The sequence below is a fragment of the Lentzea sp. NPDC006480 genome (assembly GCF_040611995.1).
Lineage (GTDB): Bacteria > Actinomycetota > Actinomycetes > Mycobacteriales > Pseudonocardiaceae > Lentzea.
Genome location: NZ_JBEXPJ010000079.1, coordinates 13,255 through 37,533, shown reverse-complemented (window position 1 = coordinate 37,533; position 24,279 = coordinate 13,255). Strand labels below are relative to the sequence as shown.

The following is a 24,279-nucleotide window of genomic DNA, read 5'->3' as shown; positions in this document are numbered from 1 at the left end:
GGCCGCGCCGCATCGGGCCGCGCCGCATCGGGCCGCATCGGGCCGCGCCGCATCGGGCCGCGCCGGGCTGCTCCGCTCCGCCGGACCGGGCGAGGTCATGACCGGGTGAACGCGAGCACCACGTTGTGCCCGCCGAACCCGAACGAGTTGGAGATCGCCGCCCCGATCCGCGCGTGCCGCGGCCGGTCCGCGACGATCTCCAGCTTCACGTCGGAGTCCTGGTCGTCGAGGTTGCGCGTCGGCGGGACGACGCCGTCCCGCACGGCGAGCACGGTGAAGATCGCCTCGACCGCCCCCGCGCCGCCGATGAGGTGGCCGGTCACCGACTTCGTGGCGGTGACCAGCGGGTGCGGGCCCAGGGCTTCCAGGACGGCGGCCGCCTCCACGCGGTCGCCCACCTGGGTGCCCGGTGCGTGCGCGTTCACGTGGGTGACGTCGTACGGGCTCAGCCCGGCCGAGCGCAGGGCGTGCCGGATGGCGCGGATCTGGCCGTCCGGTGAGGGCGCGGTCATGTCGTGCGCGTCGGAGGTCATGCCGATGCCAGCGAGTTTCGCGGCGATCTTGGCCCCTCGAGCGCGGGCGAACGAACCGCGCTCCAGCACGAGCGCGCCCGCACCCTCGGCCATCACGAACCCGTCCCGGCCGGAGTCGAACGGCCGGGAGGCGGCGCCGGGGTCGGAGTGCCTGCGGGACAACGCTCCCATCCGCGCGAACGCCGCGATCGACAGCCTGCCCAGGCACGCCTCCGTGCCGCCGGCGACGACGACGTCCGCGAGGCCGCGGCGCAACAGTGCGGCACCCAAGGCGATTGCCTCCGCTCCGGAGGCGCAGGCACTGGTGGGCGCGTGCGCACCGCCGCGCGCGCCGAGATCCATGCTCACGGCCGCGGCGGGGCCGTTCGGCATGAGCATCGTGACGGTGAACGGCGAGACGCGGTCCGGACCGAGCGACTGGCACCGTTCGTACTGCTCGACCAAGGTGCCACCGCCGCCCAGACCCGTGCCGAACACCACCGCCAGCCGTTCGGGCTCCGCGGCAGGCGCGCCCGCGTCCGACCACGCCTGGCGGGCGGCGACGACGGCGAGCTGCTGGCAGCGGTCCATCCGGCGGCGGGCCACGCGTTCCAGCGACGGGCCGGGATCTTCGTGCACCGGCGCGCCCAGCCGCACGGGCAGATCGGCGGCCCACGGCGCGTCGAGCAGGCGCGCACCGGAGACACCGGCGAGCAGACCGTCCCAGGTGGACTGGACGTCGCCGCCCTGCGGAGTCGTCATGCCGAGGCCGGTGACGACGATCTCCTCCTCTCCTCCCGGCAACGGGGGCAACGACGGGTGCATCAGGGAGAAGTCGAGGAACGTGCTCTCGTATGACATGCCTTGAGGAGATCACCGCGACAGCCTCAAAAGCAGCGGCCGCGGGACGGACCCCACCCTCCGTCGCGCGGCCGATCACAGCGCCGCCGGATCTCCGTAACGTCCGCACCGCAAGGGAAACAGGCGGCGGAGGGAGTGGCTGTGGAAGTGACGGCGGACGTGGTGAACCTGGCGGATCTGTGTCGCCGGCAGGTGGCCTTGCGCGGAGAGGAACGCGCGTTCGTGTTCCTGGAGAGCGGTGTGGTGGAATCGGCCGCGATCACCTACGCGGAGCTCGATCGCCGGGCGCGCGCGATCGCGGTGCGGTTGCGGGAACTGGCCGCGCCGGGATCACGGGCGCTGCTCTGCCATCCGCCCGGAATCGAGTTCGTGGCGGCGTTCCTGGGTTGCCTGTACGCCGGGATCATCGCCGTGCCGGCTCCCCCCGTGCGCCGGGCGGCGGGCGACGCGCGGCACACCAGGCTGACGGCCATTGCCGACGACTGCCGTCCGGCGCTACTCCTGTCCACAAAGGACGCAATCGCCGGTGTGCACGCGATCCTCGGCGACCGGCCGGTCACGCCGCTCGCCACGGACGAGGTCGACGGCGACTTCGAGTTCCACAGCTCGAACGAACCGGACGAGATCGCCTACCTGCAGTACACCTCCGGCACGACGGGACGCCCCAAGGGAGTCGTCCTGACGCACGCGGGCGTGCTGCACAACCTCGCGCTCATCGTCCGCGGCGGCTCGCGGCCCGACGAGGACTACGGACAACGGCTCGCACCGACCGTGTCGTGGCTGCCGGTGTTCCACGACATGGGGCTCGTCGGCGGTGTGCTGCAACCGCTCTTCCTGGGCCAGCTGTCCGTGCTGATGTCCGCGCAGTCCTTCGCGCGGGTGCCCGCCAACTGGCTGCGCGCGATCTCCAGCTACGGCGCGGAGATCGCCGCCGCGCCCAGCCTCGGGTACGAGCTGTGCCTGCGCCGCGTGACCGACGACCAGCGCGACGGCCTGGACCTGAGCCGCTGGCGCATCGCCGCGATCAGCGACGAGCCGTTGCGCGCGTCGACGATCGACAGGTTCGCGGCGCGGTTCGCGCCGTGCGGGTTCCGCCGGCAGGCGTTCTTCCCCAGCTACGGCATGGCGGAGTCGACCGTGCTGATCAGCGGCGGTCCGCTGGAGGGCCAGCCGGTCGTGCGCCCGTTCGACACCGGTGCGCTGGAACGCGGACGCGTCGTGCGCGCGGCGAGCGGTGCCGGTGCGCGCAGCCTGGTCGGCTGCGGTGAGCCGGATCCGTCGCTCGAGGTGGTCGTCGTGGATCCGGAGACCCGCGAACCGCTGGGCGACGACGAGGTGGGCGAGATCCTCGTGTCGGGGCCGAGCATCGGAGCGGGCTACTGGGACGATCCCGCCGCCACCGACCGGGCCTTCGGCGCGCAGGTCGCGGGCCGCCGGTTCCTGCGCACCGGAAACCTGGGATTCCTGTTCGAGGGCCAGCTCTTCGTCACCTGCCGGATCCCGGACCTGCTCGACGTCGACGGCCGTCAGCTCTACCCGTACGACGTCGAGGCGACCGCGGTGGGCAGTCACCAGGGACTGCGGTCGGCGTGCGCGGTGATGGACGGCGCCGACGTGGTGGTGCTCGCCGAGGTCGAGCACAGGTACCGCACCACGCCCCGCGACGAGCTCCGCACCGCCGTCGCGGCCGCGGTGCAGGCGGAACACGGGGTCGTGCTGGGCCGGGTCGTGCTGCTCACGCCCGGCACGTTGCCGCTCACCACGAGCGGAAAGCTGCGCAGGGCCGCGTGCCGGACGCTCATGTCAGGAGACGAGTGATGCACATCCGCGACGGAGTTCGGCTGCCGAAGGGCGTCACCGGCGGCAGGCGCAAGTTCACCACGCTGGTCGAGCTGTGCCAGGCCCGTGCCGCGGCCGAACCGGAGCTGCGCGCGTACTCGTTCTACGCCGACGGGCGCACGGAGTGGGACGCGCTGACGCTGGCCGACCTCGACCGCCGGGCACGCGCCGTGGCGGTGCGCCTCACCGCTCTCGCGCAGCCGGGCACGCGTGCGTTGCTGTGCTTCGAACCCGGCCTCGACTTTCACGTCGCGTTCCTCGGCTGCCTGTACGCCGGTCTGATCGCCGTGCCGGTGGCACCTCTTGACGGCACGCGCACCAGCGTGAAGGTGGGTCGCGTCGAGTCGATCGCCGCCAGCTGCCAGCCGGACCTCCTGCTCTCCACCGGGCTCACGTTCGCCAAATGCCTCGCGGTGGTCGAGGAGTCCCCGGCGCTCGCCGGCCTGGTGCGGCTCGCGGTCGACGAGGTCGACCCGGCGGCGGCTGACCGGTGGAGGCCGCCGTCGATCGGCATCAACACTCCCGCGTACCTGCAGTACTCCTCCGGATCCACCGGTGAGCCCAAGGGCGTGACCCTGACGCACGGCAACGTCCTGCACAACCTCGCGCTGATCCACGACAACCTGTACCGACCGTCCGATGAGGACGGACTGCGGCGGCCGACAAGCGTGTCGTGGCTGCCGTCGCACTACAACATGGGCTTGATCGGCGGTGTGCTCGATCCGCTGTACGCGGGCAGGTCCGCGCTCCTGTTCCCGGCCGGGGTGTTCGTCCGCAGCCCGGTCAGCTGGCTCCGGCTGATCTCACAGGTGGGCAGGGCCGACAGCTGCGCGCCGAACTTCGCGCTCGACCTGTGCGTGCGGCGCATCTCCGAGGTCCAGCTGGCCGGGCTCGACCTCAGCGGATGGGAGATGGCGCTCATCGGCGGCGAGCCGGTCAGGGCGCACACTCTCGACAGGTTCAGCGAGGTGTTCGCGCCGGCCGGGTTCCGCCGCGGCGCCCTCGTGCCCGGCTACGGCCTCGCCGAGTCGACCGTGATGGTCACCAGCGCGGTGGTGGGGGAGGGACCGCTGACCCTGCGCTGCGACGCCGATGCGCTGACCAAGGGGCGCGTCCGGCCCGTCGGCCCTCCCGGCGGCAGGCGGCTGGTGAGCTGCGGCCCCGTCCCGCCGTCGATCACGGTCGTGGTGGCCGACCTGGAGACGGCGCAGGAGTGCGCGGAAGGCGAGGTGGGGGAGATCTTCGTGCAGGGCCCGAGCGTGGGCACCGGTTACTGGAACCGCCAGGACGAGGTGTTCCACGCGCAGCTGCCGGGCAGGCACGGCCTGTTCCTGCGCACCGGCGACACGGGTTTCCGCTGGGACGGCGAGCTCTTCGTCACCGGCAGGGCGAAGGAGGTGATCATCGTGGCCGGCGCGAACCACCATCCGCACGATCTGGAGGCGACCGCGGAGACCGCGCATCGGGCGGTCCTGGGCTGCTGCGTGCTCGGGGTCGAGGACGGTGCCCGGGAACTGGTGGTCGTGCTGGTGGAGATCATCGGTGACGGCGATCCCGACGAGGTCGCGATGGCCGTGCGCCGCATCGTCCACACCGGACACGGCGTGCGGGTGGACGACGTCGTGCCGCTCGCAGCGGGCACGTTGCCGCGCAGCTCCAGCGGCAAACTGCTGAGGGCCGGCTGCCGCGACGCGTACGCGGAGGGCAGGCTCCGTCGTCAGGTGCCTCGCGCGTGACTCAGGCGTTCGCCCATCGGACGACGTCCGCGACCGTCGCGTTCCCGCCGCACACCACGATGCCGAGGCGCGCGCCAGGCCCGACCCGGTCCAGCACCGTCCGGGCCGCCGGGACGAGACATCCGGCGGCGGGCTCGGCCCACACCTTCTGCCGCTCGGCGAGCGTGAGGGAGCCCTGCACGGCCTCGGCGTCCGCCACCACCAGCACGTCCTCCAGCAGCGCGACCGCGTGGTCGTAGGTCAGCTGCGAGACGTGCGGCGCCGAGAGCGTAGACACGATCGACGTCGGCGTGATCTCCACCGGTCCGCCCGCCGCGAGCGCCTTGGTCATCGTCTCGGCGCCCTCGACCTCGACGCCCCACACCCGCACGCCGGGCACCAGCGCGTGGAACGCCGTCGCCACGCCCGCGATGAATCCGCCGCCACCAACGCTGACCAGCACATCGGTGACGTCCGGTGCGTCGGTCGCGAACTCCAGTCCCACGGTTCCCTGCGCGGCGACCACGATCGGGTCGTCGTACGGGTGCACGAGCGTCGCACCCGCCTCCACCAGCTCGGTCAGCAACGCGAACGCCGCCGGCAAGCTGTCCGTGAGCCGCACGTCCGCACCCGCCGCGCGGGCGAGCTCGACGGACCGGGCGGGTGCGGAGGCGGGCATCACGACCGCGGCCGTCACGCCCAGGGTCCGAGCCGCGTCGGCCAGCGAGATGCCGTGGTTGCCGCCGCTGACCCCGGCCACACCGGCCGCCCGTGCCTCGTCCGACAGCGAGAGGATCTTCGCGGTGGCGCCGCGGATCTTGAACGAACCGGTGCGCTGCAACAACTCCAGCTTCACCGTCGCCGGCACGCCCAGCAGCGCGGACAGTCCAGGCGAGGGCAGCGTCGGCGTGCGCAGCACACGCCCGTCGAGCACCTCGGCCGCGGCCAGGACGTCGTCGATGGTCAGCAGCTCCGCCATGACCGCACCCTAGTCCGCGCGCGTGAACCCGTGGCTGCGTTCCACCTTCGCGATGTGCAGCGTGTAGCTCTGGTACCACTCGGCCCGCCCACGCTGCTGCGCCGCGCGGTGCTCCTCGTTGGTCCGCCACTGTGTAAGTGCCTCGGCGTCGCGGAAGTACCCGACCGTGATGCCCAGCCCGCCGGGGGTCTGCGCGTGGTCCATCCCGAGGTAGCCGGGAATCTGGTGCACGAGCTCTTCCATGCGGGCGTTGGTCTCGGGGTAGCCGTCCTGTGCCCCGGTGCGGACCGTGGTGAAGACAGCCACGTAGTACGGGGGCTCGAAGGCCTCGACCGGCTGATCGCTCATGGCGGCACCGTAAGCGGCGCCCGGCCCCTGATCCACCGCGTTTCCGGTTTGGACCCGCCGAGCCGGGGTATGCGTTCGTCGTGCGAACGCGTCGGTGGGCGGTGTTGATCGGCTTGGGGGCGGTGCTGCTCGCCGTGGTGCTGGCCGGTGTGTGGCCGCAGACGCCCGGTGGGTTCCGCTCCACTGTGGAGACGAGTGTCCAGGACGCGGTGTCCGCTGTGGGCACCGCGCGACTGGCCGGGCAGACGGCGTTGCGGGGCAGGACGTTCGGCGCCTACGAGTCCACTGTGCTCGATGACGCCCGCGAGAGCGTGGCGACAGCCACCTCGGATGTCCTGGAGCTGCAGGTACCTGACGAGGCCTCACGGCAGTCGCGGGACCAGGTGCTGCCGCTGCTGCAGGAGTCCGCGCGTCTGATCGGAGACCTCGGCACCGGGCTGGACGAGGACGACCAAACCGCGGCGTCGGCCGCGGTGGACGGCCTGGGTGCGGTGCGGGAGAGGCTCGTGACAGCGCTGGAGGGACTGCGGTGAAGCGGATCCTGGCCGTCACGCTCGGCATCCTCACCGCGATCGGCGGCTTCGTCGACATCGGCGACCTGGTGGCGAACTCCGAGACGGGTGCCCGGTTCGGCATGCGGCTCGCGTGGGTGGTGCTGGTCGGCGTGGTCGGCATCTGCGTCTACGCCGAGATGTCCGGCCGGGTCGCCGCGGTCAGCGGCCGGCCGGTGTTCGACCTGGTCCGCGAGCGCCTCGGGCCGCGGGTGGCACTGGCCAACCTGGCCGGGTCCTACCTCGTCACGCTGCTCACGCTCGGCGCGGAGGTCGGCGGTGTCGCGCTAGCGATCCAGCTGGCCACGAGCGTGCACTACCTGCTGTGGGTGCCGATCGTGGCGTTCGTGCTCTGGGTGGTGCTGTGGAAGGTGAAGTTCGAGCCCATGGAACGGGTGTTCGGCCTGGCCGGGCTCGCGCTGGTGGTGTTCGTGGTGGCCTTCATCGCCCTCGATCCGCCGTGGGACCGGCTCGCCGGCCAGGTCACCACCTTCTCGCCGCCGGCCGCGGAGGACTGGGGCACCTACGGGTTCTTCGCCGTCGCGCTGTTCGCCGCCGCAATGACCCCCTACGAGGTGTTCTTCTTCTCGTCCGGCGGGGTCGAGGAGAAGTGGTCGCGGCGTGACCTCACGATCGAGCGGGTCAACGTCTTCATCGGCTTCCCCCTCGGCGGGCTGCTGTCGCTCGCGATCATGGGCTGTGCGGCCGTGGTCTACGAACCGCTCGGGGCGCGGGTGGACACCCTCGGCCAGACCGCGCTGCCGGTCGCGATGACGCTCGGCAAGCTCGGGATCGCGGTGGTGATCCTCGGCTTCTTCGCGGCGACCTTCGGCGCCGCGCTGGAGACCGGCCTGTCCGCCGGCTACACGGTGGCGCAGTACTTCGGCTGGCAGTGGGGCAAGCTCGTGCGCCCGCGGCAGGCCGCCCGGTTCCACACCGTGGTGCTGGTCAGCATCCTGCTCGGCGTCGCGATGCTGCTCACCGCGGCGGACCCGATCGCGATCACGGAGTACTCGCTGGTGTTCAGCGCGGTCGCGCTGCCGTTGACCTACCTGCCGATCCTGATCGTCGCCAACGACCGCGACTACCTCGGCGACCAGGTCAACAGCCGCCTCACGAACGTGCTGGGCGTGACGTACCTGGTGGTCATCCTGGTGGTGGCGATCGCCGCGGTGCCGCTGATGATCCTGACGGGGATGGGGGGATGAGCGTGCCGGATCCGCTGCGGATCGACTTCCACCTGCTCGACCGCCAGATCGTGGACCTGGACGGCTACCTCGTCGGCAAGGCCGACGACATCGAGCTCGGCACCACCGAGGACGGCCGCCCGTTCGTGGCCGCGATCCTGGTCGGCCACCACGCGCTGGGCCGCCGGATCGGCGGCGTCCTCGGCAGGTGGATGGCCGCGGTGGCCCGGCGGCTGCACACCACCGGCGATCCGCAGCCGTTGCGCATCCCGTTCGAGCGGGTCGCGGAGATCGGCAGCGCGATCAGGCTCGACGTCCGGCACGAGCTGCTGGACACCCCCGCGCTGGAGGTGTGGTTGCGCGACCACGTGATCGGACGCATTCCAGGAGCTTCTGATGCTGGCGAGTGACCTGCTGGGACGAACCGTCCGGGACCGCGCGGGCCGCCCGCTCGGCCGGGTGGCCGACCTGCTGACCGAAGCCGACGAGCACGGCCGGCAGCGGATCGTCCGGGTGCTGGTGACCCCGCGGTGGCGCGGGCGTCTGCTCGGGTACGAGCGGCCCGGCATCCAACGGCCGTGGGTGCTCGAACGGCTCTCTCGCGTCCTGCACCGCGGCACTCGGGAAGTACCGTGGGACGACATCGACTGGGTGAACCCCCAGGACTAGTTCACGGATCTGAACACACCCTCACGAGCCGCTTTTCAAAAGTGGTGCGATCATCACCTTTTTGATTGCGCGAGCAGGGTGGAGGATTCGTGGCGGAGTATCTCATTTCGCAGCACGACAGCCGGGCAGAACGTGCTGAACAGGTTGCCGGGGTACGGTCTTTTTACCGGTACAACATGGAGATGGGTTTCCCGGTCGCCGCAGGTACGACCGAGGCCGACGGCCCGGGAAAGCTCTGGCAGCTCAAGTCCCTCGAAGCCCAGGAAAAGCTGCGGATGAACCTCCGCCTGCTCAAGCGCAGAGGCCGGTGGAATTTCGTCCACGAGCTGCAGCCGCTGGCGCCGGTGAAGCTGGCGCAGATGATCCGGGCCGACGACATGGCCGGGCTGGTCGACTACTTCATGCCCGTTCCCGGCGGTACGACCGGCGATTTGAGACAAAAGAGCCTGCAGGATTTCCGAGATGTTTTCGCGTTGGCCCAGCCGCCGTCGGTCGTGGACCGATTTGAGACCGACGAGTACTTCGCCGAGTGCTTCGTGGCCGGGCCGGACCCGACGCGGCTGCACCGGATGACCGCCGTCCCCGGCAAGTTCCCGCTCACCGACGAGCACCTCACCGCGTTGCCCGAGTTCGCGACCGACAGCCTGGCGACCGCCATCGCCGAGGGCCGCGTCTACTGGGTGGACTACGAGGCCATGTCCGAGCTGGACAACGGCAAGCACCCGCAGGCGCCGAAATACATGTACGCACCGATGGCCGCGTTCTGCGTGCCGCGCCGAGGGGGCGCGCTGCGGCCGTTCGCGATCCAGTGCGGCCAGGACCCGGCGGGCCGGGAGATCTACACACCGGCCGACGGCTACTCGTGGAGGCTCGCCAAGAACTGCGTGCTCTCGGCGCACAACACCTACCACGAGGTGTTGACCCACCTGGGTTTCACGCACCTGATGAGCGAACCCGTGCTGCTCGCCGCGGTGCGCAACCTCGCGGCCAACCACCCGGTCGCGGTGCTGCTGAAGCGGCACTTCGAGGGCACGTTCTCGATCAACAAGCTCGCGGTCGAGCTGCTGATCCAGCCCGGCAAGGCGGTCGAGTACCTGATCGGGTCCGACCTCGCGAGCACCTACCCGTGGCTCGCCAAGCACCGCGCCGAGCGCTCGTTCCGCGGCAACTACCTGCCCACGGCGCTCGCGTCGACCGGCACGCAGGGCAGCCGCGAGCTGCCGCACTTCCCGTACCGCGACGACGGTCTGCTCGTGTGGCAGGCGATCTCGGAGTGGGTCGGCACGTTCGTGTCCACCTACTACCGCGGCGACGCCGACGTCCAGGGCGACCACGAGCTGCAGGCGTGGGCGGCCGAGGTGGCGTCGTCGAGCGGCGGTCAAGTCCGGGATTTCGGGGCCACCCCAGGACACATCGCCGACTTGCAGGATCTCGCCGAGATCCTGACCATGGTGATCTGGACCGCGGGCCCGCAGCACGCCGCGGTGAACTTCGCGCAGAAGGACCACCTGGCGTTCCTGCCGGCCAACCCGCTGGCGGGCTACACCCCCGAGCCGACCGGCAAGGGGCACACCGAGACCGACTGGCTCGACAACCTGCCGCCGTTGGACGTGGCCGTGCAGCAGTTCTGCGTCATGCACTTCCTCGGCTCCGTCCACCACACCGTCCTCGGCGACTACGAGAACGACTTCAGGGGCACCCCGGTCGCCGCCGGGCACCAGCGCTTCCAGTCGGATCTCGGCAGCATCGAGGCCGAGATCGTCGCCAGGAACCAGCGCCGGGCCGTGCCGTACGAGTACCTGCGGCCGTCGTTGATCCCCAACAGCACCAACATCTGAGCGAGGCCATGACCACACCGAGCACGAACTGGCAAGAGGTCGTCGCACCCGACGAGGCGCAACGCCACCGCGACCAGGCGGACCTGTTCGTCGAGATGCAGCGGCGCAAGTCGGCGAAGTTCGGCACGGGCCGGGCGTTGCACCGCAAGCAACGCCCGGCTCTGCGCGCGACCCTCGAAGTGCCGGCCGACCTGCCGGCAGAGGCGCGGCAGGGCATCTTCGCGACCGAGGCCCGGTACGAGGTGCAGGTCCGGCTGTCCAACGGCGGGTTCGACCGGGCGCCGGACCACGTGCCGGACATCCGCGGCTTCGCGTTCAAGGTGCTCGGGGTGGACGGTCGGTCCGTGTTCGGTGGCCCGGCCGCGAGCCAGGACTTCGTGCTGATCAACCACGAGAAGTTCAGCTCGTCGACCAGCAGGGAGTTCAGCCAGGTCACCACGGCCGGTGGGGCCGGCCTGGCCGGGATCCTGCGCGCCCTGCTCCGCTCGCCGCGGCTGTTCGGCAACCTCAAGGAGGTGCGGGCCGCGCTGAACAAGCCGTTCAGCGGGTTCGCCACCGAGGACTTCTTCAGCGCCGCCCCGATCTCCTACGGTCCATACGCGGTCCGCGTCCGGCTGCGGGCCGCTTCCGCCGAGGTGAACCCGCAGGCGAAGGACGACTGGTCGGCGGACATCTACTCCCGCCTGGCGCAGGCTCCGCTCGTGCACGAGCTGCAGGTGCAGTTCTTCCTCGACGAGGCCCGCACACCGATCGAGGACGCCGCGGCGATCTGGGACTCGCCGTACCAGACCGTCGCGCGGCTGGTGATCGGTCCGCAGGAACCGGACGAGGCCTTCGCGGCCGAGGTGGAGGCCGCGAAGTTCGACCCGTGGAACGCCGTCGCCGAGCACCGGCCGCTGGGCGAGGTGATGCGCGCCCGCAAGGTCGCGTACCGCCCCAGCCAGCTGGGCCGGGGAGCCGGCTAGGCGGTTGCTTCCACGGCGTTGGCCCTGTTGGCGTCTGCAAGTACCACCAACTCTTGATCACATCGCCGCTGACCACACCCAACCGGCCCTGGAACCGGCCGTCGCCGACGTCGCGTGGCGCGGCCAGCCCAGTTGGTTGCAGGAACTGCTGGGTGATCTTGGGTTGAGCGGTGTGCACGCCTGGCTTGTGTCATGCGGAGCCAGGGCAGGAGAGCGCTCTCGGTGAGCAATCGTGCCCGGTGTGCACGGTGCCTCCGATCACGATGGAAAGGCTCGGTACCTGCAGACGCCACGGCCAGGCGTGCAGCGCACCCTCGGAATCAACCGTCTAGAGCCACTCCCGCACGATCTTGGTGAAGCGCTCGGGCTCCTCCACCCACGGGAAGTGGCCGCTGTGCTCCATCTCGACGACCTGTGCGTGCGGCATGCGCCGGGCGATGCGGCGGGACTGGGCGGGGCTGGTGATCCGGTCGTGGCTGCCGACGATGACGAGCGTCGGCACCTGGATCTCCGCGAGCCGGTCCGCGGCGCTCCAGCCCGCGAGGACCTCCATCGAGCGCACCATGGCGCCGACGTTGAAGATCGTCTGACCCATGGCCTCCCGCGCGGCGGCGAGGTTGGCCTGGTCAGCGAGGTAGTGCGGCAACAGCGCGCTCAGGGTCGCGGCGAACTCGGCGTCGTCCGCGGGCACGGAACTCGCGACGGCGAGCCACTCGGGCGGGGGCGGCGGGCCCTGGTCGTCGTCGGGGGAGTCGGACGCGCCGAGCTGACCGGGGGTGGTGTCGAGGAGGACGAGCCCGGCGACGTGCTCGGGGTGGCGCAGCGCCAGTTCCTGGGCGACGAACCCGCCGTAGGAGTGGCCGATCACGATCGCCGGGCTCGCGTCCAGCCGCACAGCGAGCGCCGCCGCGTCGTCGGCGAGCTGCTCCATGGTGAGCGTGTCCAGCGGCGCGCGTTCTGACCGGCCGTTCGCGCGCTGGTCGAAGTAGATGAGCCGCAGCCGGTCGGACAGCGCGTCCAGGCCGCGGTAGAAGGTGTGGTCGAGGCCGAGACCGCCGTGCAGCACCAGCGCGGCCGGTCCCTGACCGACTTCCTCGTAGTGGAGGGTCGTCCCGTTCACGGTTGTTGTGCTCATACCCCGTAGGCGCGCGCTCGGTTCTGGCGCGCCGCCAGATCGGATCTGGCGCCTGAGAAGTGAGCAGACTCAGGACGGGAGAAAGACCATGACCACCACAGAACGGTCACCGGACCAGGTGATGGCGCAGATCACGACCGAGCTGGGCGCCGGGCTGGGCACGTTCCTGACCGCGCTCGGCCTGCGGCACGGCCTCTGGGCCGCGCTGGCCGGTGCCGGGCCGCTCGGCGTCACCGAGGTCGCGGCCAGGACCGGACTCGCCGAGCCGTACGTGCGCGAGTGGCTGCGTTCGCAGGCCGCGGCCGGCTACCTGGACTACGACGCCGACATGTTCAGCCTGCCGGAAGCCGTGGAGATCGCGATCCTGCACGCCCCCGGCGGCGCGATCGTCGACGCCTGCGCGCACCTGATGGCGTCGATGGGCGCGAGCTTCGCCGACTTCGAGAAGGCGTTCCGCGGTGGTGCCGGATTCGCCTGGCACCAGCGCGATCCCGAGTACTGGGCGGGCACGGACGCGCTGACCCGCAGTACCATCCACACCGGACTGGTCGCAGCCGCGGTCGAGGCCCTGCCGGGCGTTGCGGACGCGTTGCGGGCCGGTGGGACCGTGGCCGACATCGGCTGCGGGTACGGCGCACCGACCCGGATGATCGCGGAGGCGTTCCCGGCGGCGCGGGTGACCGGGTACGACTACCACGACCGGTCGATCGCCGAGGCCCGGTCGCGTGCGGACGGCGAGGTGCGGTTCGAGGTCGCGAGTGCGGCCGACTTCCCCGGCACCGGATACGCGCTGGTGACGTTCGTGGACTCGCTGCACGACCTCGGCGATCCGATCGGCGCGCTCGCCCACGCCAGGCGTTCGTTGGCGCCGGGCGGGGCGGTGCTGCTGATCGAGCCGCCCGGTGGTGATCACGTCACCGACAACCTCAACCCGGCCGGGCGGATGTTCTACGCGGTGTCCCTGCTGGTCTGCACGCCTTCGGCGCTGTCCCAGGCGTCGACCGCGCCGCTCGGCACGCTGGCCGGGGTGCCGGCGCTGCGGGAGGTGGCGGAGGCGGCCGGGTTCCGGACCGTGCGGCGGATCGACGTCGACGCGCCGATGAACCTCCTGCTGGAGCTGCGGCCGTAGCGCATGCTGAACACCGTGCCGGAACACCTTGTCGGTCGCGACGCGGTACTGACCATCGCCCGCACCGCCCTTGCCGACGCGCTCGCCGGGACCGCGCAGCTCATGCTGGTCACCGGCGAGCCCGGAATCGGCAAGACCGCGGTGCTGGGCGCGCTCGTGGCCGACGCCGTGGAGCGCGGCGTGACCGTGCTGCGCGCCACCTGCTGGGACGGTGGCGTGCCCGCCTACTGGCCGTGGGTCCAGATCCTGCGCGCGGTTCCTCCTGACTCGCTGGGCGCGGCCGCCGAGCTGCTCGAGCCGGTCGCTCGGGGCGAGGAGGCGGCGGACGCGCGGTTCCGGCTCTGCGACGCGGTGGCCGGGCTGCTGCTGCGGCTCAGCCGGGATTCCGGGCTGGTCGTGGTGCTCGACGACCTGCAGTGGGCGGACGAGGCGTCGTTGCAGATGCTGGAGTTCCTCGCCCACCACCTCGGGCAGGCCCGCGTGCTGCTGCTCGGGGCGTATCGCGAGCTGGAGCGGGGTTTCTCCGGCAAAGCCCAGATCGTGCCGCTGCGCGGGCTCGCCGCGGACGAGGTGACGGCCGTGATGACCGCCGTCGCCGGGCCTTCTCCGGACGCCGAGCTGGCGGCGCGGGTGTGGCGGCGGTCCGGAGGCAACCCGCTGTTCGTGCGCGAGCTGACCCGGTTGATGCAGGTCGGGCCAGCGGACGCGGTGCCGGAGACGGTGCGGGAGATCCTGCTCAGCAGGCTGGCGCGGTTGTCCCAGCCGTGTGCCGACCTGCTCGCGGCGGCCGCGGTGTGCGGCCTGGTGGTCCGGCCCGAGCTGCTCGGCCGGCTCACCGAGACCGACCTCGACGTGCTGGAAGAAGCAGTGACCGCGCGGGTGCTGACCCGTGCCGCCGACGGCCTGCGGTTCAGCCACGACCTGTACCGCGAGACGTTGCGGGACGGGCTGCCCGCCGGACGCCGTGCCGCGTTGCACCTGACGGCCGGGCACGTGCTCGCCGAACTGCGGGACGCGGGCGCCGCGGTCCCGGCGAGCGAGGTGGCGGCCCACTTCCTGGCCGCCGGACCGGACGCCGTTCCCGAAGCGGTCCGGTACAGCGCGCTCGCCGGTCGTGAAGCAGCGGCACGCACGGCACACGACGACGCCGCCGCCCACTACCGCGCGGCACTCGACCTGGCCGTGGCCGGACGTGAGCGGCGCGACTTGCTCGTCGCGCTCGCGGAGTCGCTGGGCCACGCCGGCGCCACCGCGGCCGCGCAGTCCGCCTACCGCGATCTCGCCGAGCTGGCCGAGCGCACCGGCGATCCGTTCGCCCTTGCTTCGGCCGCACTGGGTCTGCACGGCCTCGGTTTCCGCGGCGTCGCCGATGCCACCCACCTTCGCCTGCTGACCGATGCCGCCGCGCAGGTGCCGCGCGACGCTTTGGCGTTGAGGTCGCAGCTGCTCACCGCGCTCGGCAGGGACCTGAGCATCACCGGGTCTGCGGGCCGGGCGTCGGCGATCGTGCGCGAGGCCCGCGCCTTGGCCGTCGAATCGGGTGACGCGCAGACTCTCGCCCGCGCGCTGCTCGCCCAGCACGACCTGGTCTGGCGTCCGGGTGGCGCTCTTGAGCGACTGGAGATCCTCGCCGACATGGCCGAGGCCGCCGACCGGGCGCAAGACCCCGACCTGGTGGCCCAGGCCGCGTTGCTGCGTGCCACCGCGCTGATCGAACTCGGTGAGCCGGAAGGAGTCGCGGTCCTGCACACCTACGTGCAGCTGTCGGAGGGTCTCGGCCACGCCCGCGGCCGCTGGGGTGCGCTGAGCCGCCACGCCACGCTCGCCGCCATCGCCGGACGCCTCGGCGAGGCACGCTCGTTCGCCGACTCGGCGCTGAAGCTCGGCCTGATGATCGGTCAGCCCGACGTGTTCGCGGTGCACGCCACTTCGGGACTGTCGGTCGGGGTGCTGGACCCGAGCGCCGAATCGGTGCCGGACCTGGACGTCGACCCCTCGGACCCGGTCGCGCCGATGCTGCCGATGCTCCGCGCCGCTCTGTCGCTGTCGGCCGGTGCCACCGACCGGGCCAGGGCGGAGTTCGCCGGATTCGCCGTGCCCGCCGCACAACTGGGCTACCACCTGGAGATGCAGGCCATCACGGCGTTCGTCGCCGCCGCGGTCGGATCAGCCGAACAACGCGAGCAGGCCTACGCGTTGCTGGCGGACTACGCGGGCACGCACGTGGTCGTCGGCGGTTGCGCGTCCTACACCGGCGCCGTCGACCACCACCTGGGCATGCTGTGCGCGGCGCAGGGCCGGCACACCCAGGCGGTGGCCCACCTGGAGGCCGCTCTGGCCCAGCACGAACGTCTCGGCGCACCGGCGTGGGCCGAGCTGGACCGCGCCGAGCTCGCGAAACTCGCCGACGTCACGGCGTTCGTCTTCCGCCGTGACGGCCGCGTGTGGACCCTCGGCTTCCACGGCCAGGAGGTGCACCTGCCGCACTCCAAGGGACTGGCCGACCTGGCCGTGCTGCTGGCCAAGCCGGGCAGCGACATCCCGGCCCTGGAACTGCTCGGTGCCCCGCCGACCACCGCCGCCCCGGTGCTGGACGACCAGGCCCGCCGCGCCTACCGGGCCAGGATCACGCAACTCGACACCGCGATCGAGGAGGCCGCCGATGACGCCGAAGCCGAACGCCACCAGGCCGAACGCGCCGAGCTGGTCCGCGAGATCACCGCGGCCGCCGGGCTGGGTGGCCGGACCCGGCAGCTCGGCAGCGACGCCGAACGCGCGCGCAAAGCCGTGAGCGCCCGCATCCGCGACGCGCTCGACCAGATCCTGCAGGCGCACCCAGAGCTGGGTGTGCACCTGCGCGGAACCGTCCGGACCGGCACCTACTGCGGCTACCACCCGCCCGCCCCGATCCACTGGCGGTTCTAGCGCAGCGCGGCCTCGATCGCCTGGGTGATCGTCGCGTCCTCGGGCTCGACCTTGGGACGGAACCGGCCGAGCACCTCACCGTCACCCGACACCAGGAACTTCTCGAAGTTCCACTGCACGTCACCGGCGGTGCCGTCGGCGTCGGGCTGCTGCGTCAACGCCTGGTAGAGCGGGTGCGCTTCCGGCCCGTTGACCTCGATCTTCTCGAACAGGGGGAACGACACGCCGTAGGTCGTGGAGCAGAACGTGGCGATCTCCTCCGACGTGCCCGGCTCCTGGCCCATGAACTGGTTGCACGGGAAGCCGACGACCGAGAAGCCCTGCTCGCCGTACTTCGCCTGGAGCCGCTCCAGGCCCGCGTACTGCGGGGTGAGGCCGCAGCGCGAGGCGACGTTGACGATGAGCAGCACCTTGCCGCGCAACGGGCTCAGGTCGCCCGGCTCACCCGCGAGCGTGGCGACCGGGATGTCGAAGATCTCCATACCACCAAACTAGTTCACGATGCCGGAGCGAGGCTGAACCGGCCGGTGTGGCACGAGACACCGTGCTGCATGATCGATCACGGAACAGCCGCGCGGGAGGAACACGATGAACGAGTTCGGGCACGTCTCACCGACCACGCTCGCGGACGTGCTGGGGCGCGAGCGCGTGATGGACATCGGGATCCGACCGCTGTGGACGCCGATGCCCCGGATCGCTGGGCCGGCGTTCACGGTGCGGTGCCCGCCGGGGGACAACCTGATGCTGCACGCGGCGATCTACCGCGCTCAGCCCGGTGACGTGATCGTGGTGCAGTCGGGGGATCTGGACTACGCGCTGGCCGGCGGCAACGTTTGTGCCGTCGCGCATCGGCGGGGTGTTGCCGGGTTCGTGCTGGACGGCGTGATCCGGGATGTGGCGGAGGCTCGGGAGCTGGAGTTCCCGGTGTTCGCCAGGGGAGTGATTCCCATTCCTGGCAGCAAGAAGGCCGCGTTGCCGCTGAACGAGCCGATCTCCTGCGGTGGTGTGCGGGTGAGTGCGGGCGACATCGTGGTGGCGGACGAGGAAGGCATCGTGGTGGTGCCTCAGGATCAGCTGGACGAGGTGCTCCACGAAGCACAGTCCAAGCAGGACAAAGAAGAGGCGCAGTCGCTGGACGAGTGGGAGGCGGAGCACCGCGCCCGCGTCGACAAAGCGCTGCGGGACAACGGGTTCGCCGACTAGCCCGTTGATTCCAGGGCGCGCCTCAGGGCTGTCTGGTGGTCATGGCGTCTGCAAGTACCGAGCCTCTCCATCGTGGTCGGCGGCACCGTGCACAGGCTGTCCCGGCCAGCCAGACCGTGCATACCGGGCACATCGGGCATGGGTCGCGCGTGCCACCATGTCCGCGTGATGCCTGAGCTCACGGCCGGTGAGTGGGCCGACCAGCAGGCCGGCCGGGTCCGCGACGACCCCGCTGGCCGGTTGGCGTTGATGGAACGCTGCTACTACGGCCCGTTCGGCCACGCGCCGCAGCACCTGCCGTTCCGCCGGGCGGCCAGGTCGTTCATGCGCTGGCAGCTTCGGCGCGGCGTGCTGCAGCCCGCGTTCGCCGGCCGTCCCGGCAGCCCGTGGTGGCGTGCGGTGAACGAACGCATCCTCCGCGACGGCTGCGAGTCGGTGGGGCTGAGCGGCGGGCTGAGCGGACCACCGTCGTCGCACACGGCCGCTCAGTGGCTCGCCTTCGCCCGCCGCCCCACCGCGCAGGCCTGGTACCGCGCGCACAACGGCAGCGTGGTCGCGGCTTATCTGGAACACCGGGAGTTGGCGGAGAAGGAGAACGAGCCGGAGCGGTTCTTCATGAACGTCATCCTGTGCCGGGTGCTCTACACCCACGCCCTGGTCGCCGCGCCCCGGCTCTCGCTGAGCTGGTTGCGCGTGCTGGCACCGTTGCTCGGCGACCCGAGGCTCGGGATGACGGGCATCTTCCTGCAGCTGTCCCGGGTGCTGCCGGACCGGTACCCGCTGAGCGACGACGTGCCGTACTTCCTGGGCCAGGAGCACGGGTTCGCCCGGCTCGTCGACTTCGGGATGATCGCGCCCCGGCTGCGCCAGCTCTACGAGTGGTCGGCCCACGAACTGGCGGCCCCCGGCCTGCTCGACTGCGTGCGCGATGGCGCCCTGACCTACGCCTGGCGGTTCGAGGACCGGCACGTCTGGGATCCGCCCCGTTCGCTCATCATCCCGGTCATCCAACGGTTCCTGCCAGCGCGTAGAGAGTCGTACCCGCCACCGTCGTAGCGGTGTAGTTCGCGGTGACCCACTCGGTGATCTCCTGAGCGGTTCCGCTGTTGCCACCGCCCATCATCATGCGGCCGGACGGGACGAAGTAGTGGATCTGTCCATTTCGGACCATCTCCTGGAACTGGGCGAGCGTCGGCGAGGGGTCGGTGCCGTTGAACCCGCCGAGCGCCATCACCGGCTGCCCGCTCGCGAGCTGCAGGCCCGCCGCGTTGTTGGAGCCGACGGTAGCCGCCGCCCAGCGGTAGGTGTTGTCCTGCAGGAGCGACAACAGTTCGGCGTCCGGCGTCGTGGCATCGAGCAGGCCGCCACCGCCCATCCGCATCCCGGAGGGGCCCGCGACCGGCAACGCGCCGGTGTGCGGGGTGATGACCGTGGCGAAGGAGTACGTGGTGGGGCCGAGCAACGCGGCGACGAGCGCGACCGGGATGGCCCAGCGCATCGACAGCACCAGGCCGACCGCCGCGATCAGCCCGGTCATCAGCACGATCATCGCGACGGGCGTGGAAAAGGCGTTGATCAGCACGTAGCACTGGAGAGCGCTCACCGCGATCGAGCCCGAAAGCACCGCAGCCGCAACGGGTTCGTCCCGCCGCTGCCAGAGTTCGGCGGTCGCGATGCCGATGATCGCGGCGATCGCGGGTGCCAGCGCCACGGTGTAGTAGGAGTGGATGATCCCGTTCATGAAGCTGAACACCGCGGCCGTGACGACGAGCCAGCCGCCCCACAGGGAGAGCGCGATCCGAGATCGGCCTCGGGTGAGCCACAGCCCGGCGATCAGCAGCACCACCGCGGCCGGCAGCAGCCACGCGATCTGACTGCCCATCTCGGAGCCCAGCAGCCGGCTCCAGCCGGGCGTGCCCCAGCCGCGCCCGCCGCCGACGCTGCCGGTCTCGTCACCGGTGATCCGGCCGAGTCCGTTGTAGCCCAACGCCAGTTCCAGCACGCTGTTCGTCTGCGAGCCGCCGATGTACGGACGGTCCGGCGTCAGCTCCACCGCCACGATCCACCAGCCGCCCGCGACGATCATCGCGGCCAGCGCGCCGAACAGGTGCAGCACTCGCTTGACCGGTGAGGTCGGTGCGGCGAACAGGTACACGAGCGCGAACGCGGGCAGCACCAGGAACGCCTGCAGCATCTTGGTGAGGAACCCGAACCCGACCGCCGTTCCGGCGAGCGCGAGCCAGTACGGGCTGGCGTTCTCGACCGCTCTCGTCACGCAGTACGCGCCCGCGATCAGCAGCAGCACCAGCAACGCGTCCGGGTTGTTGAAGCGGAACATCAGCGCCGCGACCGGCGTCAGCGCGAGCACGGCACCCGAGATCAGCGCGGCCGCGGGGGAGAACCAGCGCCGGACCGTCGCGTGGAGCAGCCACACGCTGCCCACGCCCATCAACGCCTGAGGCACCAGGATGCTCCAGGCGTTGACACCGAACAGCCGCGCGGACAAGCCCATCACCCACAACGAGGCGGGCGTCTTGTCCACGGTGATCGCGTTCCCGGCGTCCGACGAGCCGAAGAACCACGCCTTCCAGCTCGTCGCGCCGGCCTGCGCGGCGGCCGAGTAGTAGGCGTTGGCCCAGCCGGAGTCGCCCAGCCGCCACAGGTACAGCGTGCCCGTCGCGACCAGCAGGACCGTCAGCGCCAGGCGTTCTCGTCTCATGGGCACGACCCTCACGGGCGGGCCTGGGCAGGTCGTGTGCGCGCGCTGTGAACCAGCTGTGCACAGCCGGTGCTGACGTCGGACACAGGCTCAGCACAGGAACCGTCGTGACGGTGGACACCATGACCAACGTGAAGAAGACCGTTGCCGCCGTGGCCATCGCGGTCGGCATCGCGGCTGCCGGTGGCGTCGCGATCTACGCGGCCAACGGCACCAGCGACCAGACAGCGGCCATGGGCGGCCCCGGCGGCATGGGCGGCGCACCGCCCGACGGCGGCATGCGACCGGGCGGGCAGGGATTCGGGTCGGCGACGCACGGCGAGTTCCAGACCGGAGAGGTCACGTCGATCAGCGACTCGTCGGTCGAGGTGAAGTCCACCGACGGCTACACGAAGACCTACGTCGTCGACAACGACACCGTGATGGAGGGCGTCGAGAAGGGCGACACCGTGACGGTGATCGCGGAGACCGAGGACGGCAAGACCGTGGCGTCGAGCGTGACCGAGCCGTCGCAGCGAGGGCAGCGCGCTCAGCAGCAGGCGCCTACGAAGTAGCTGACCGCGCGGCGCGTTCGGACAGCTCGGCGAACGCCTCGCGCAGCTCGGGCGGTCCGACCACCTCGATCTCCGCGTCGAACCGGGCCAGTTTCGCGGCCAGCGATGCCCACGACCACGATCCGGTCAGCAGCCGGGTCCTCGTCGGGCCGGCCTCCTCGGCGGTGTCGTCGCCGGTGAACGGGGCGACGTCGGCGAGGGGCAGGGCGAGCACGACCTCACCGCGGCAGGGCCAGGCGTCGACGGTGTCCGAGCCCTTGAACCGCGCGGCCAGGAAGGCCGTGACGTCGCCGCCGGGCACCTGCCGCGGGGTGAAACGAGGTCCGTTCGGGACGCGGAGGGTCATCCGGTCGGCGCGATAGGTCCGCCAGTCGTCGCGTTCCGGGCTCCAGCCGACGAGGTACCAACGGCCAGAACGGACCACGAGGTGGTGCGGTTGCACGCGGCGAGGCCCTGTCCGGCCCTGACCAGGCGAGTGGTGGCCGGACCGCGCCGGGCGCGGATCTGCCTCGCCCTGACCGGGAGAGTCGTGGTCGGACCGCGGCCTCGTCCGGTCCTGGCCGGGGGAGCGGTAGTCGAACCGCAGCTCCTCGCGGGCGCGGATCGCGGTGCTCAAAGCCACCAACAGTTCCGTGTCCACCTGGGTGCCACCACTGGCCGGTTCGATCTCCAGCGCGTCGATCCGTTGGCGCAGCCGTGCGGGCATCACTTGGCGCACGGTCGCGAGCGCCCGTGCCGCCGCTTCCTCGATGCCCGCCCCGGTGCCGACGGCGATCCGCAACGCCACGGCGAGCGCGACCGCCTGGTCCTCGTCGAACAGCAGCGGCGGCACCTGGCTGCCCGCTTCGAGCCGGTAGCCACCGTCGGGCCCCTTGACCGCGTGCACGACGTACCCGAGCTCGCGCAACCGGTCGACGTCACGGCGGACCGTGCGTTCGCTGACGCCGAGACGTTCGGCCAGCAGCAGCCCCGGCCAGTCGCGGCGGACCTGCAGCAGCGACAGCAACGACAACAGGCGGCCCGAGGTGGTCGTCGACGTGGCGATGGGCATGTTCTCAGCTTGGCACAAGTAGCGGACGTTCCCTGTCCGCTACTGCTGACAAAGTCCGCCTCATGTCACTCAACGCAGTCCCCCACCTGAACTTCCACGGCCAGGCCAGGGCGGCCCTGGAGTTCTACCGCTCGGTCTTCGGCGGGCAGCTCACCGTCATCACCTACGGCGACTTCGGCATGCCAGCCGAGGTGCCCGGTGCACAAAACGTCGTCTTCGGCGAGGTCGTCGCGGAGAGCGGTTTCCGGGTCATGGCCTACGACGTGCCCGGAACCGATGAGCCGATCGCGGACGCGGTCACCACTCGCCGCGAGAACGGCACGACGATCACCGAGGAGCCGTTCTTCCTGTCCGTGCGGGGAGAAAGCGTCGACGAGGTCGCCCCGATCTGGGACGGCCTCGCCGACGGAGCTTCGGTGATCGAGAAGTTCGGCCCGGCGCGGTGGGCGCCGGCGTTCGGGATGCTGGCCGACCGGTTCGGCGTCACCTGGATCGTCGACGTGGCTCAGGTCTGAGCCAGGGCGGGGGCGGCCGGCTCGACCGGCCGCTCCGCCCGGACCGACGCGATGCCGCCGACGATCAGCACGCCGCCGAACAGCTGCAACAGCGTGAGGCCCTCACCCAGCAGCAGCCACGCGAACAGCGACGCCGACACGACCTCCAGCAGCGCGATGAACGACCCGAGCCGTGATCCGAGGATCCCGGACGCGGTGATGCCGGTCGCGTAAGCCAATGCGGTGCCGATGACCGCGACCACGAGCAAAGGCACCCACCACGCGGTGGCCGTCTCGCCGTCGAACAGCGGCACGTCGCCGAACGTCGCGGTGAACGGCAGCAGCCCGGTCAGCCCGACGACCGCCAGCACCGGCGCGGCCAGCAGCATTCCCGCACCGGCGAGCGCGACCGGCGGCAGGCCGTTGTTGGGGCGCCCGGCGATCGCGAAGTACACGGCGCACGCGATGGCGGCACCGAACGCGGCGACCAGCCCGATCGGGTCCACGGCCTGGATCGCGCCGGGCCCGATCACGAGCACCAGCCCGCCGATCGCGAGCACCGAGCCGATCAGCACCACCGGCGCCGGCGTGCGCCTGCTGACCGCCCAGGTGAACCCGACCAGCAGCAACGGCGCGAGGAACTCGATGAGCAGCGCCGTCGCCACCGGGATGCGGCTGATCGCGGCGAAGTAGAGAACCTGCGTGGCCGCGACCCCGACCACGCCCATGCCGAGCACGGGCCAGCGCGCCTGCCAGAGCAGGTCCCATCTGCCTCGCAGGGAGAACACGACGAACGGCAGCAGCACGAGCCCGGCCAGCAACGCCCGGACCGTGACCGCGGCGGCCGGTGACCACCCGGCTTCCAGCAGTGGTTTGACGAACGCTCCCGACGTGCCGAACGAGATGAACGAGACCGCCGCCGCGATCAGACCCGTGGACTTCGACGAAACCCGCACGCCTGCCTCCCACTCCCTGGTCGTGTCATGGCCTAACCTGTCTTATGACCCTGACGGTAGGCCGGTTTAAGTAAGGAGTCAATTTGCGTTTTGCCCCTGACACGGAGGAGGTCCTCGGTTTCGTCGTGGCGTTGGTCAACACCGAGCCCGCGGCCTCCCGCAGCGGCGCCGACGAGCTGGCCACGACCGCCCAGTTGGACGCCCTCCTCGTGGAACACGGCTACACCGGACGCGTTGATCACGACGAGGCTGAGCTGCGCGACGTCCACCGCACGCGCACGCTGCTGCGGCATGCGTGGACGTTGGACCGCGACGATTGCGTCGAGGTGGTGAACAAGATGCTGCGCGACGCGAAGGCCCTCCCGCATCTGGTCCGGCACGACAAGCAGGACTGGCACATGCACGCCACCGAGCCTGACGCGCCGCTGGCCGAACGCATGCGGGTGGAGGCCGCGCTCGCGTTCATCGACGTGATCCGGATGAACGAGATGGGCCGCCTGCGGATCTGCGCGGCCGACGACTGCACCGGGTTGTTGCTGGACCTGTCGCGCAACGGGCTCAAGCGGTTCTGCAGCGTGCGGTGCGGCAACCGGATGAACATGATCGCGTTCCGGGAGCGCCGCGCGGAGAGCTAGCTTCGTGCTTTCCT

General features: G+C 71.2%; 23 protein-coding genes. 15 read left to right on the top strand and 8 right to left on the bottom strand.

Features of this window, described 5'->3' with window-relative positions:
• Positions 1–95 precede the first annotated feature (95 nt).
• Complete coding sequence (locus tag ABZX92_RS27345) at positions 96–1,337, bottom strand: beta-ketoacyl-[acyl-carrier-protein] synthase family protein (protein WP_355565128.1); 1,242 nt, start codon at positions 1,335–1,337, stop codon at positions 96–98.
• Between the two features lie 177 nt (positions 1,338–1,514).
• Here ABZX92_RS27345 and ABZX92_RS27340 point away from each other — a divergent pair, with 177 nt between their 5' ends.
• Positions 1,515–3,191 carry a fatty acyl-AMP ligase gene (locus ABZX92_RS27340; protein ID WP_355565123.1) on the top strand — a complete coding sequence of 559 codons (1,677 nt, stop codon included), beginning with the start codon at positions 1,515–1,517 and terminating at the stop codon, positions 3,189–3,191.
• The gene (locus ABZX92_RS27335) at positions 3,191–4,948 is read left to right on the top strand and encodes a fatty acyl-AMP ligase (protein ID WP_355565121.1); all 1,758 of its coding nucleotides are present in this window, start codon (positions 3,191–3,193) and stop codon (positions 4,946–4,948) included. Before ABZX92_RS27340 ends, ABZX92_RS27335 begins: the two co-directional genes overlap by 1 nt.
• 1 nt (position 4,949) lies before the next feature.
• On the opposite strand, the gene ABZX92_RS27330 is transcribed toward ABZX92_RS27335, so the two are convergent.
• Both ABZX92_RS27330 and ABZX92_RS27325 read right to left on the bottom strand, forming a co-directional pair.
• The gene (locus ABZX92_RS27330; protein WP_355565118.1) at positions 4,950–5,906 is read right to left on the bottom strand and encodes a threonine/serine dehydratase; all 957 of its coding nucleotides are present in this window, start codon (positions 5,904–5,906) and stop codon (positions 4,950–4,952) included.
• A gap of 9 nt (positions 5,907–5,915) precedes the next feature.
• Positions 5,916–6,254 (bottom strand): antibiotic biosynthesis monooxygenase, encoded by a 339-nt coding sequence (locus ABZX92_RS27325; protein WP_355565115.1) that lies wholly within the window; start codon positions 6,252–6,254, stop codon positions 5,916–5,918.
• An 80-nt stretch (positions 6,255–6,334) separates the two neighbouring features.
• Here ABZX92_RS27325 and ABZX92_RS27320 point away from each other — a divergent pair, with 80 nt between their 5' ends.
• The 6 genes from ABZX92_RS27320 (at position 6,335) to ABZX92_RS27295 (ending at position 11,464) form a co-directional block, all read left to right on the top strand.
• Positions 6,335–6,787: a hypothetical protein gene (locus tag ABZX92_RS27320; RefSeq protein WP_355565112.1), complete on the top strand. Its 453-nt coding sequence runs from the start codon at positions 6,335–6,337 to the stop codon at positions 6,785–6,787.
• Positions 6,784–8,013 (top strand): divalent metal cation transporter, encoded by a 1,230-nt coding sequence (locus tag ABZX92_RS27315; RefSeq protein ID WP_355565109.1) that lies wholly within the window; start codon positions 6,784–6,786, stop codon positions 8,011–8,013. The genes ABZX92_RS27320 and ABZX92_RS27315 overlap by 4 nt, the downstream gene beginning before the upstream one ends.
• A complete protein-coding gene (locus ABZX92_RS27310; RefSeq protein WP_355565106.1) occupies positions 8,010–8,402 on the top strand; it encodes a hypothetical protein in 393 nt (130 codons plus the stop codon). The genes ABZX92_RS27315 and ABZX92_RS27310 overlap by 4 nt, the downstream gene beginning before the upstream one ends.
• Positions 8,389–8,661 carry a PRC-barrel domain containing protein gene (locus ABZX92_RS27305; protein ID WP_355565103.1) on the top strand — a complete coding sequence of 91 codons (273 nt, stop codon included), beginning with the start codon at positions 8,389–8,391 and terminating at the stop codon, positions 8,659–8,661. The genes ABZX92_RS27310 and ABZX92_RS27305 overlap by 14 nt, the downstream gene beginning before the upstream one ends.
• A 176-nt stretch (positions 8,662–8,837) precedes the next feature.
• The gene (locus ABZX92_RS27300; protein ID WP_355565101.1) at positions 8,838–10,499 is read left to right on the top strand and encodes a lipoxygenase family protein; all 1,662 of its coding nucleotides are present in this window, start codon (positions 8,838–8,840) and stop codon (positions 10,497–10,499) included.
• Between the two features lie 8 nt (positions 10,500–10,507).
• Positions 10,508–11,464: a hypothetical protein gene (locus tag ABZX92_RS27295; protein WP_355565098.1), complete on the top strand. Its 957-nt coding sequence runs from the start codon at positions 10,508–10,510 to the stop codon at positions 11,462–11,464.
• A 328-nt stretch (positions 11,465–11,792) separates the two neighbouring features.
• On the opposite strand, the gene ABZX92_RS27290 is transcribed toward ABZX92_RS27295, so the two are convergent.
• A complete protein-coding gene (locus ABZX92_RS27290) occupies positions 11,793–12,599 on the bottom strand; it encodes an alpha/beta hydrolase (RefSeq protein ID WP_355565095.1) in 807 nt (268 codons plus the stop codon).
• An 88-nt stretch (positions 12,600–12,687) separates the two neighbouring features.
• Between ABZX92_RS27290 and ABZX92_RS27285 the strand changes: the two genes are divergently transcribed.
• Both ABZX92_RS27285 and ABZX92_RS27280 read left to right on the top strand, forming a co-directional pair.
• Positions 12,688–13,728 carry a class I SAM-dependent methyltransferase gene (locus ABZX92_RS27285; protein WP_355565092.1) on the top strand — a complete coding sequence of 347 codons (1,041 nt, stop codon included), beginning with the start codon at positions 12,688–12,690 and terminating at the stop codon, positions 13,726–13,728.
• Between the two features lie 15 nt (positions 13,729–13,743).
• Complete coding sequence (locus tag ABZX92_RS27280) at positions 13,744–16,653, top strand: AAA family ATPase (protein WP_355565089.1); 2,910 nt, start codon at positions 13,744–13,746, stop codon at positions 16,651–16,653.
• Here the strand turns inward: ABZX92_RS27280 and ABZX92_RS27275 are convergent.
• Positions 16,650–17,135, bottom strand: a complete 486-nt coding sequence (locus ABZX92_RS27275) for a glutathione peroxidase (protein WP_355565086.1) — start codon at positions 17,133–17,135, stop codon at positions 16,650–16,652. The two genes, ABZX92_RS27280 and ABZX92_RS27275, sit on opposite strands and share 4 nt — an antisense overlap.
• A 106-nt stretch (positions 17,136–17,241) precedes the next feature.
• Here ABZX92_RS27275 and ABZX92_RS27270 point away from each other — a divergent pair, with 106 nt between their 5' ends.
• Entirely contained in the window at positions 17,242–17,856 is a 615-nt protein-coding gene (locus tag ABZX92_RS27270) for an RraA family protein (RefSeq protein WP_355565084.1), read from the top strand.
• A gap of 168 nt (positions 17,857–18,024) precedes the next feature.
• Positions 18,025–18,912, top strand: a complete 888-nt coding sequence (locus ABZX92_RS27265) for a hypothetical protein (RefSeq protein ID WP_355565126.1) — start codon at positions 18,025–18,027, stop codon at positions 18,910–18,912.
• Here the strand turns inward: ABZX92_RS27265 and ABZX92_RS27260 are convergent.
• The gene (locus ABZX92_RS27260; protein ID WP_355565081.1) at positions 18,860–20,575 is read right to left on the bottom strand and encodes a glycosyltransferase family 39 protein; all 1,716 of its coding nucleotides are present in this window, start codon (positions 20,573–20,575) and stop codon (positions 18,860–18,862) included. The two genes, ABZX92_RS27265 and ABZX92_RS27260, sit on opposite strands and share 53 nt — an antisense overlap.
• 122 nt (positions 20,576–20,697) lie before the next feature.
• Between ABZX92_RS27260 and ABZX92_RS27255 the strand changes: the two genes are divergently transcribed.
• On the top strand, positions 20,698–21,129 hold the full coding sequence (locus ABZX92_RS27255; RefSeq protein WP_355565079.1) for a hypothetical protein: 432 nt from the start codon (positions 20,698–20,700) through the stop codon (positions 21,127–21,129).
• On the opposite strand, the gene ABZX92_RS27250 is transcribed toward ABZX92_RS27255, so the two are convergent.
• On the bottom strand, positions 21,119–22,180 hold the full coding sequence (locus tag ABZX92_RS27250; RefSeq protein WP_355565077.1) for a WYL domain-containing protein: 1,062 nt from the start codon (positions 22,178–22,180) through the stop codon (positions 21,119–21,121). The genes ABZX92_RS27255 and ABZX92_RS27250 overlap by 11 nt on opposite strands.
• Positions 22,181–22,242: 62 nt before the next feature.
• Between ABZX92_RS27250 and ABZX92_RS27245 the strand changes: the two genes are divergently transcribed.
• Positions 22,243–22,695: a VOC family protein gene (locus ABZX92_RS27245; RefSeq protein WP_355565074.1), complete on the top strand. Its 453-nt coding sequence runs from the start codon at positions 22,243–22,245 to the stop codon at positions 22,693–22,695.
• On the opposite strand, the gene ABZX92_RS27240 is transcribed toward ABZX92_RS27245, so the two are convergent.
• A complete protein-coding gene (locus tag ABZX92_RS27240) occupies positions 22,686–23,630 on the bottom strand; it encodes an EamA family transporter (RefSeq protein WP_355565071.1) in 945 nt (314 codons plus the stop codon). The genes ABZX92_RS27245 and ABZX92_RS27240 overlap by 10 nt on opposite strands.
• 83 nt (positions 23,631–23,713) lie before the next feature.
• Between ABZX92_RS27240 and ABZX92_RS27235 the strand changes: the two genes are divergently transcribed.
• Positions 23,714–24,265, top strand: a complete 552-nt coding sequence (locus ABZX92_RS27235) for a CGNR zinc finger domain-containing protein (protein WP_355565068.1) — start codon at positions 23,714–23,716, stop codon at positions 24,263–24,265.
• Positions 24,266–24,279 lie beyond the last annotated feature (14 nt).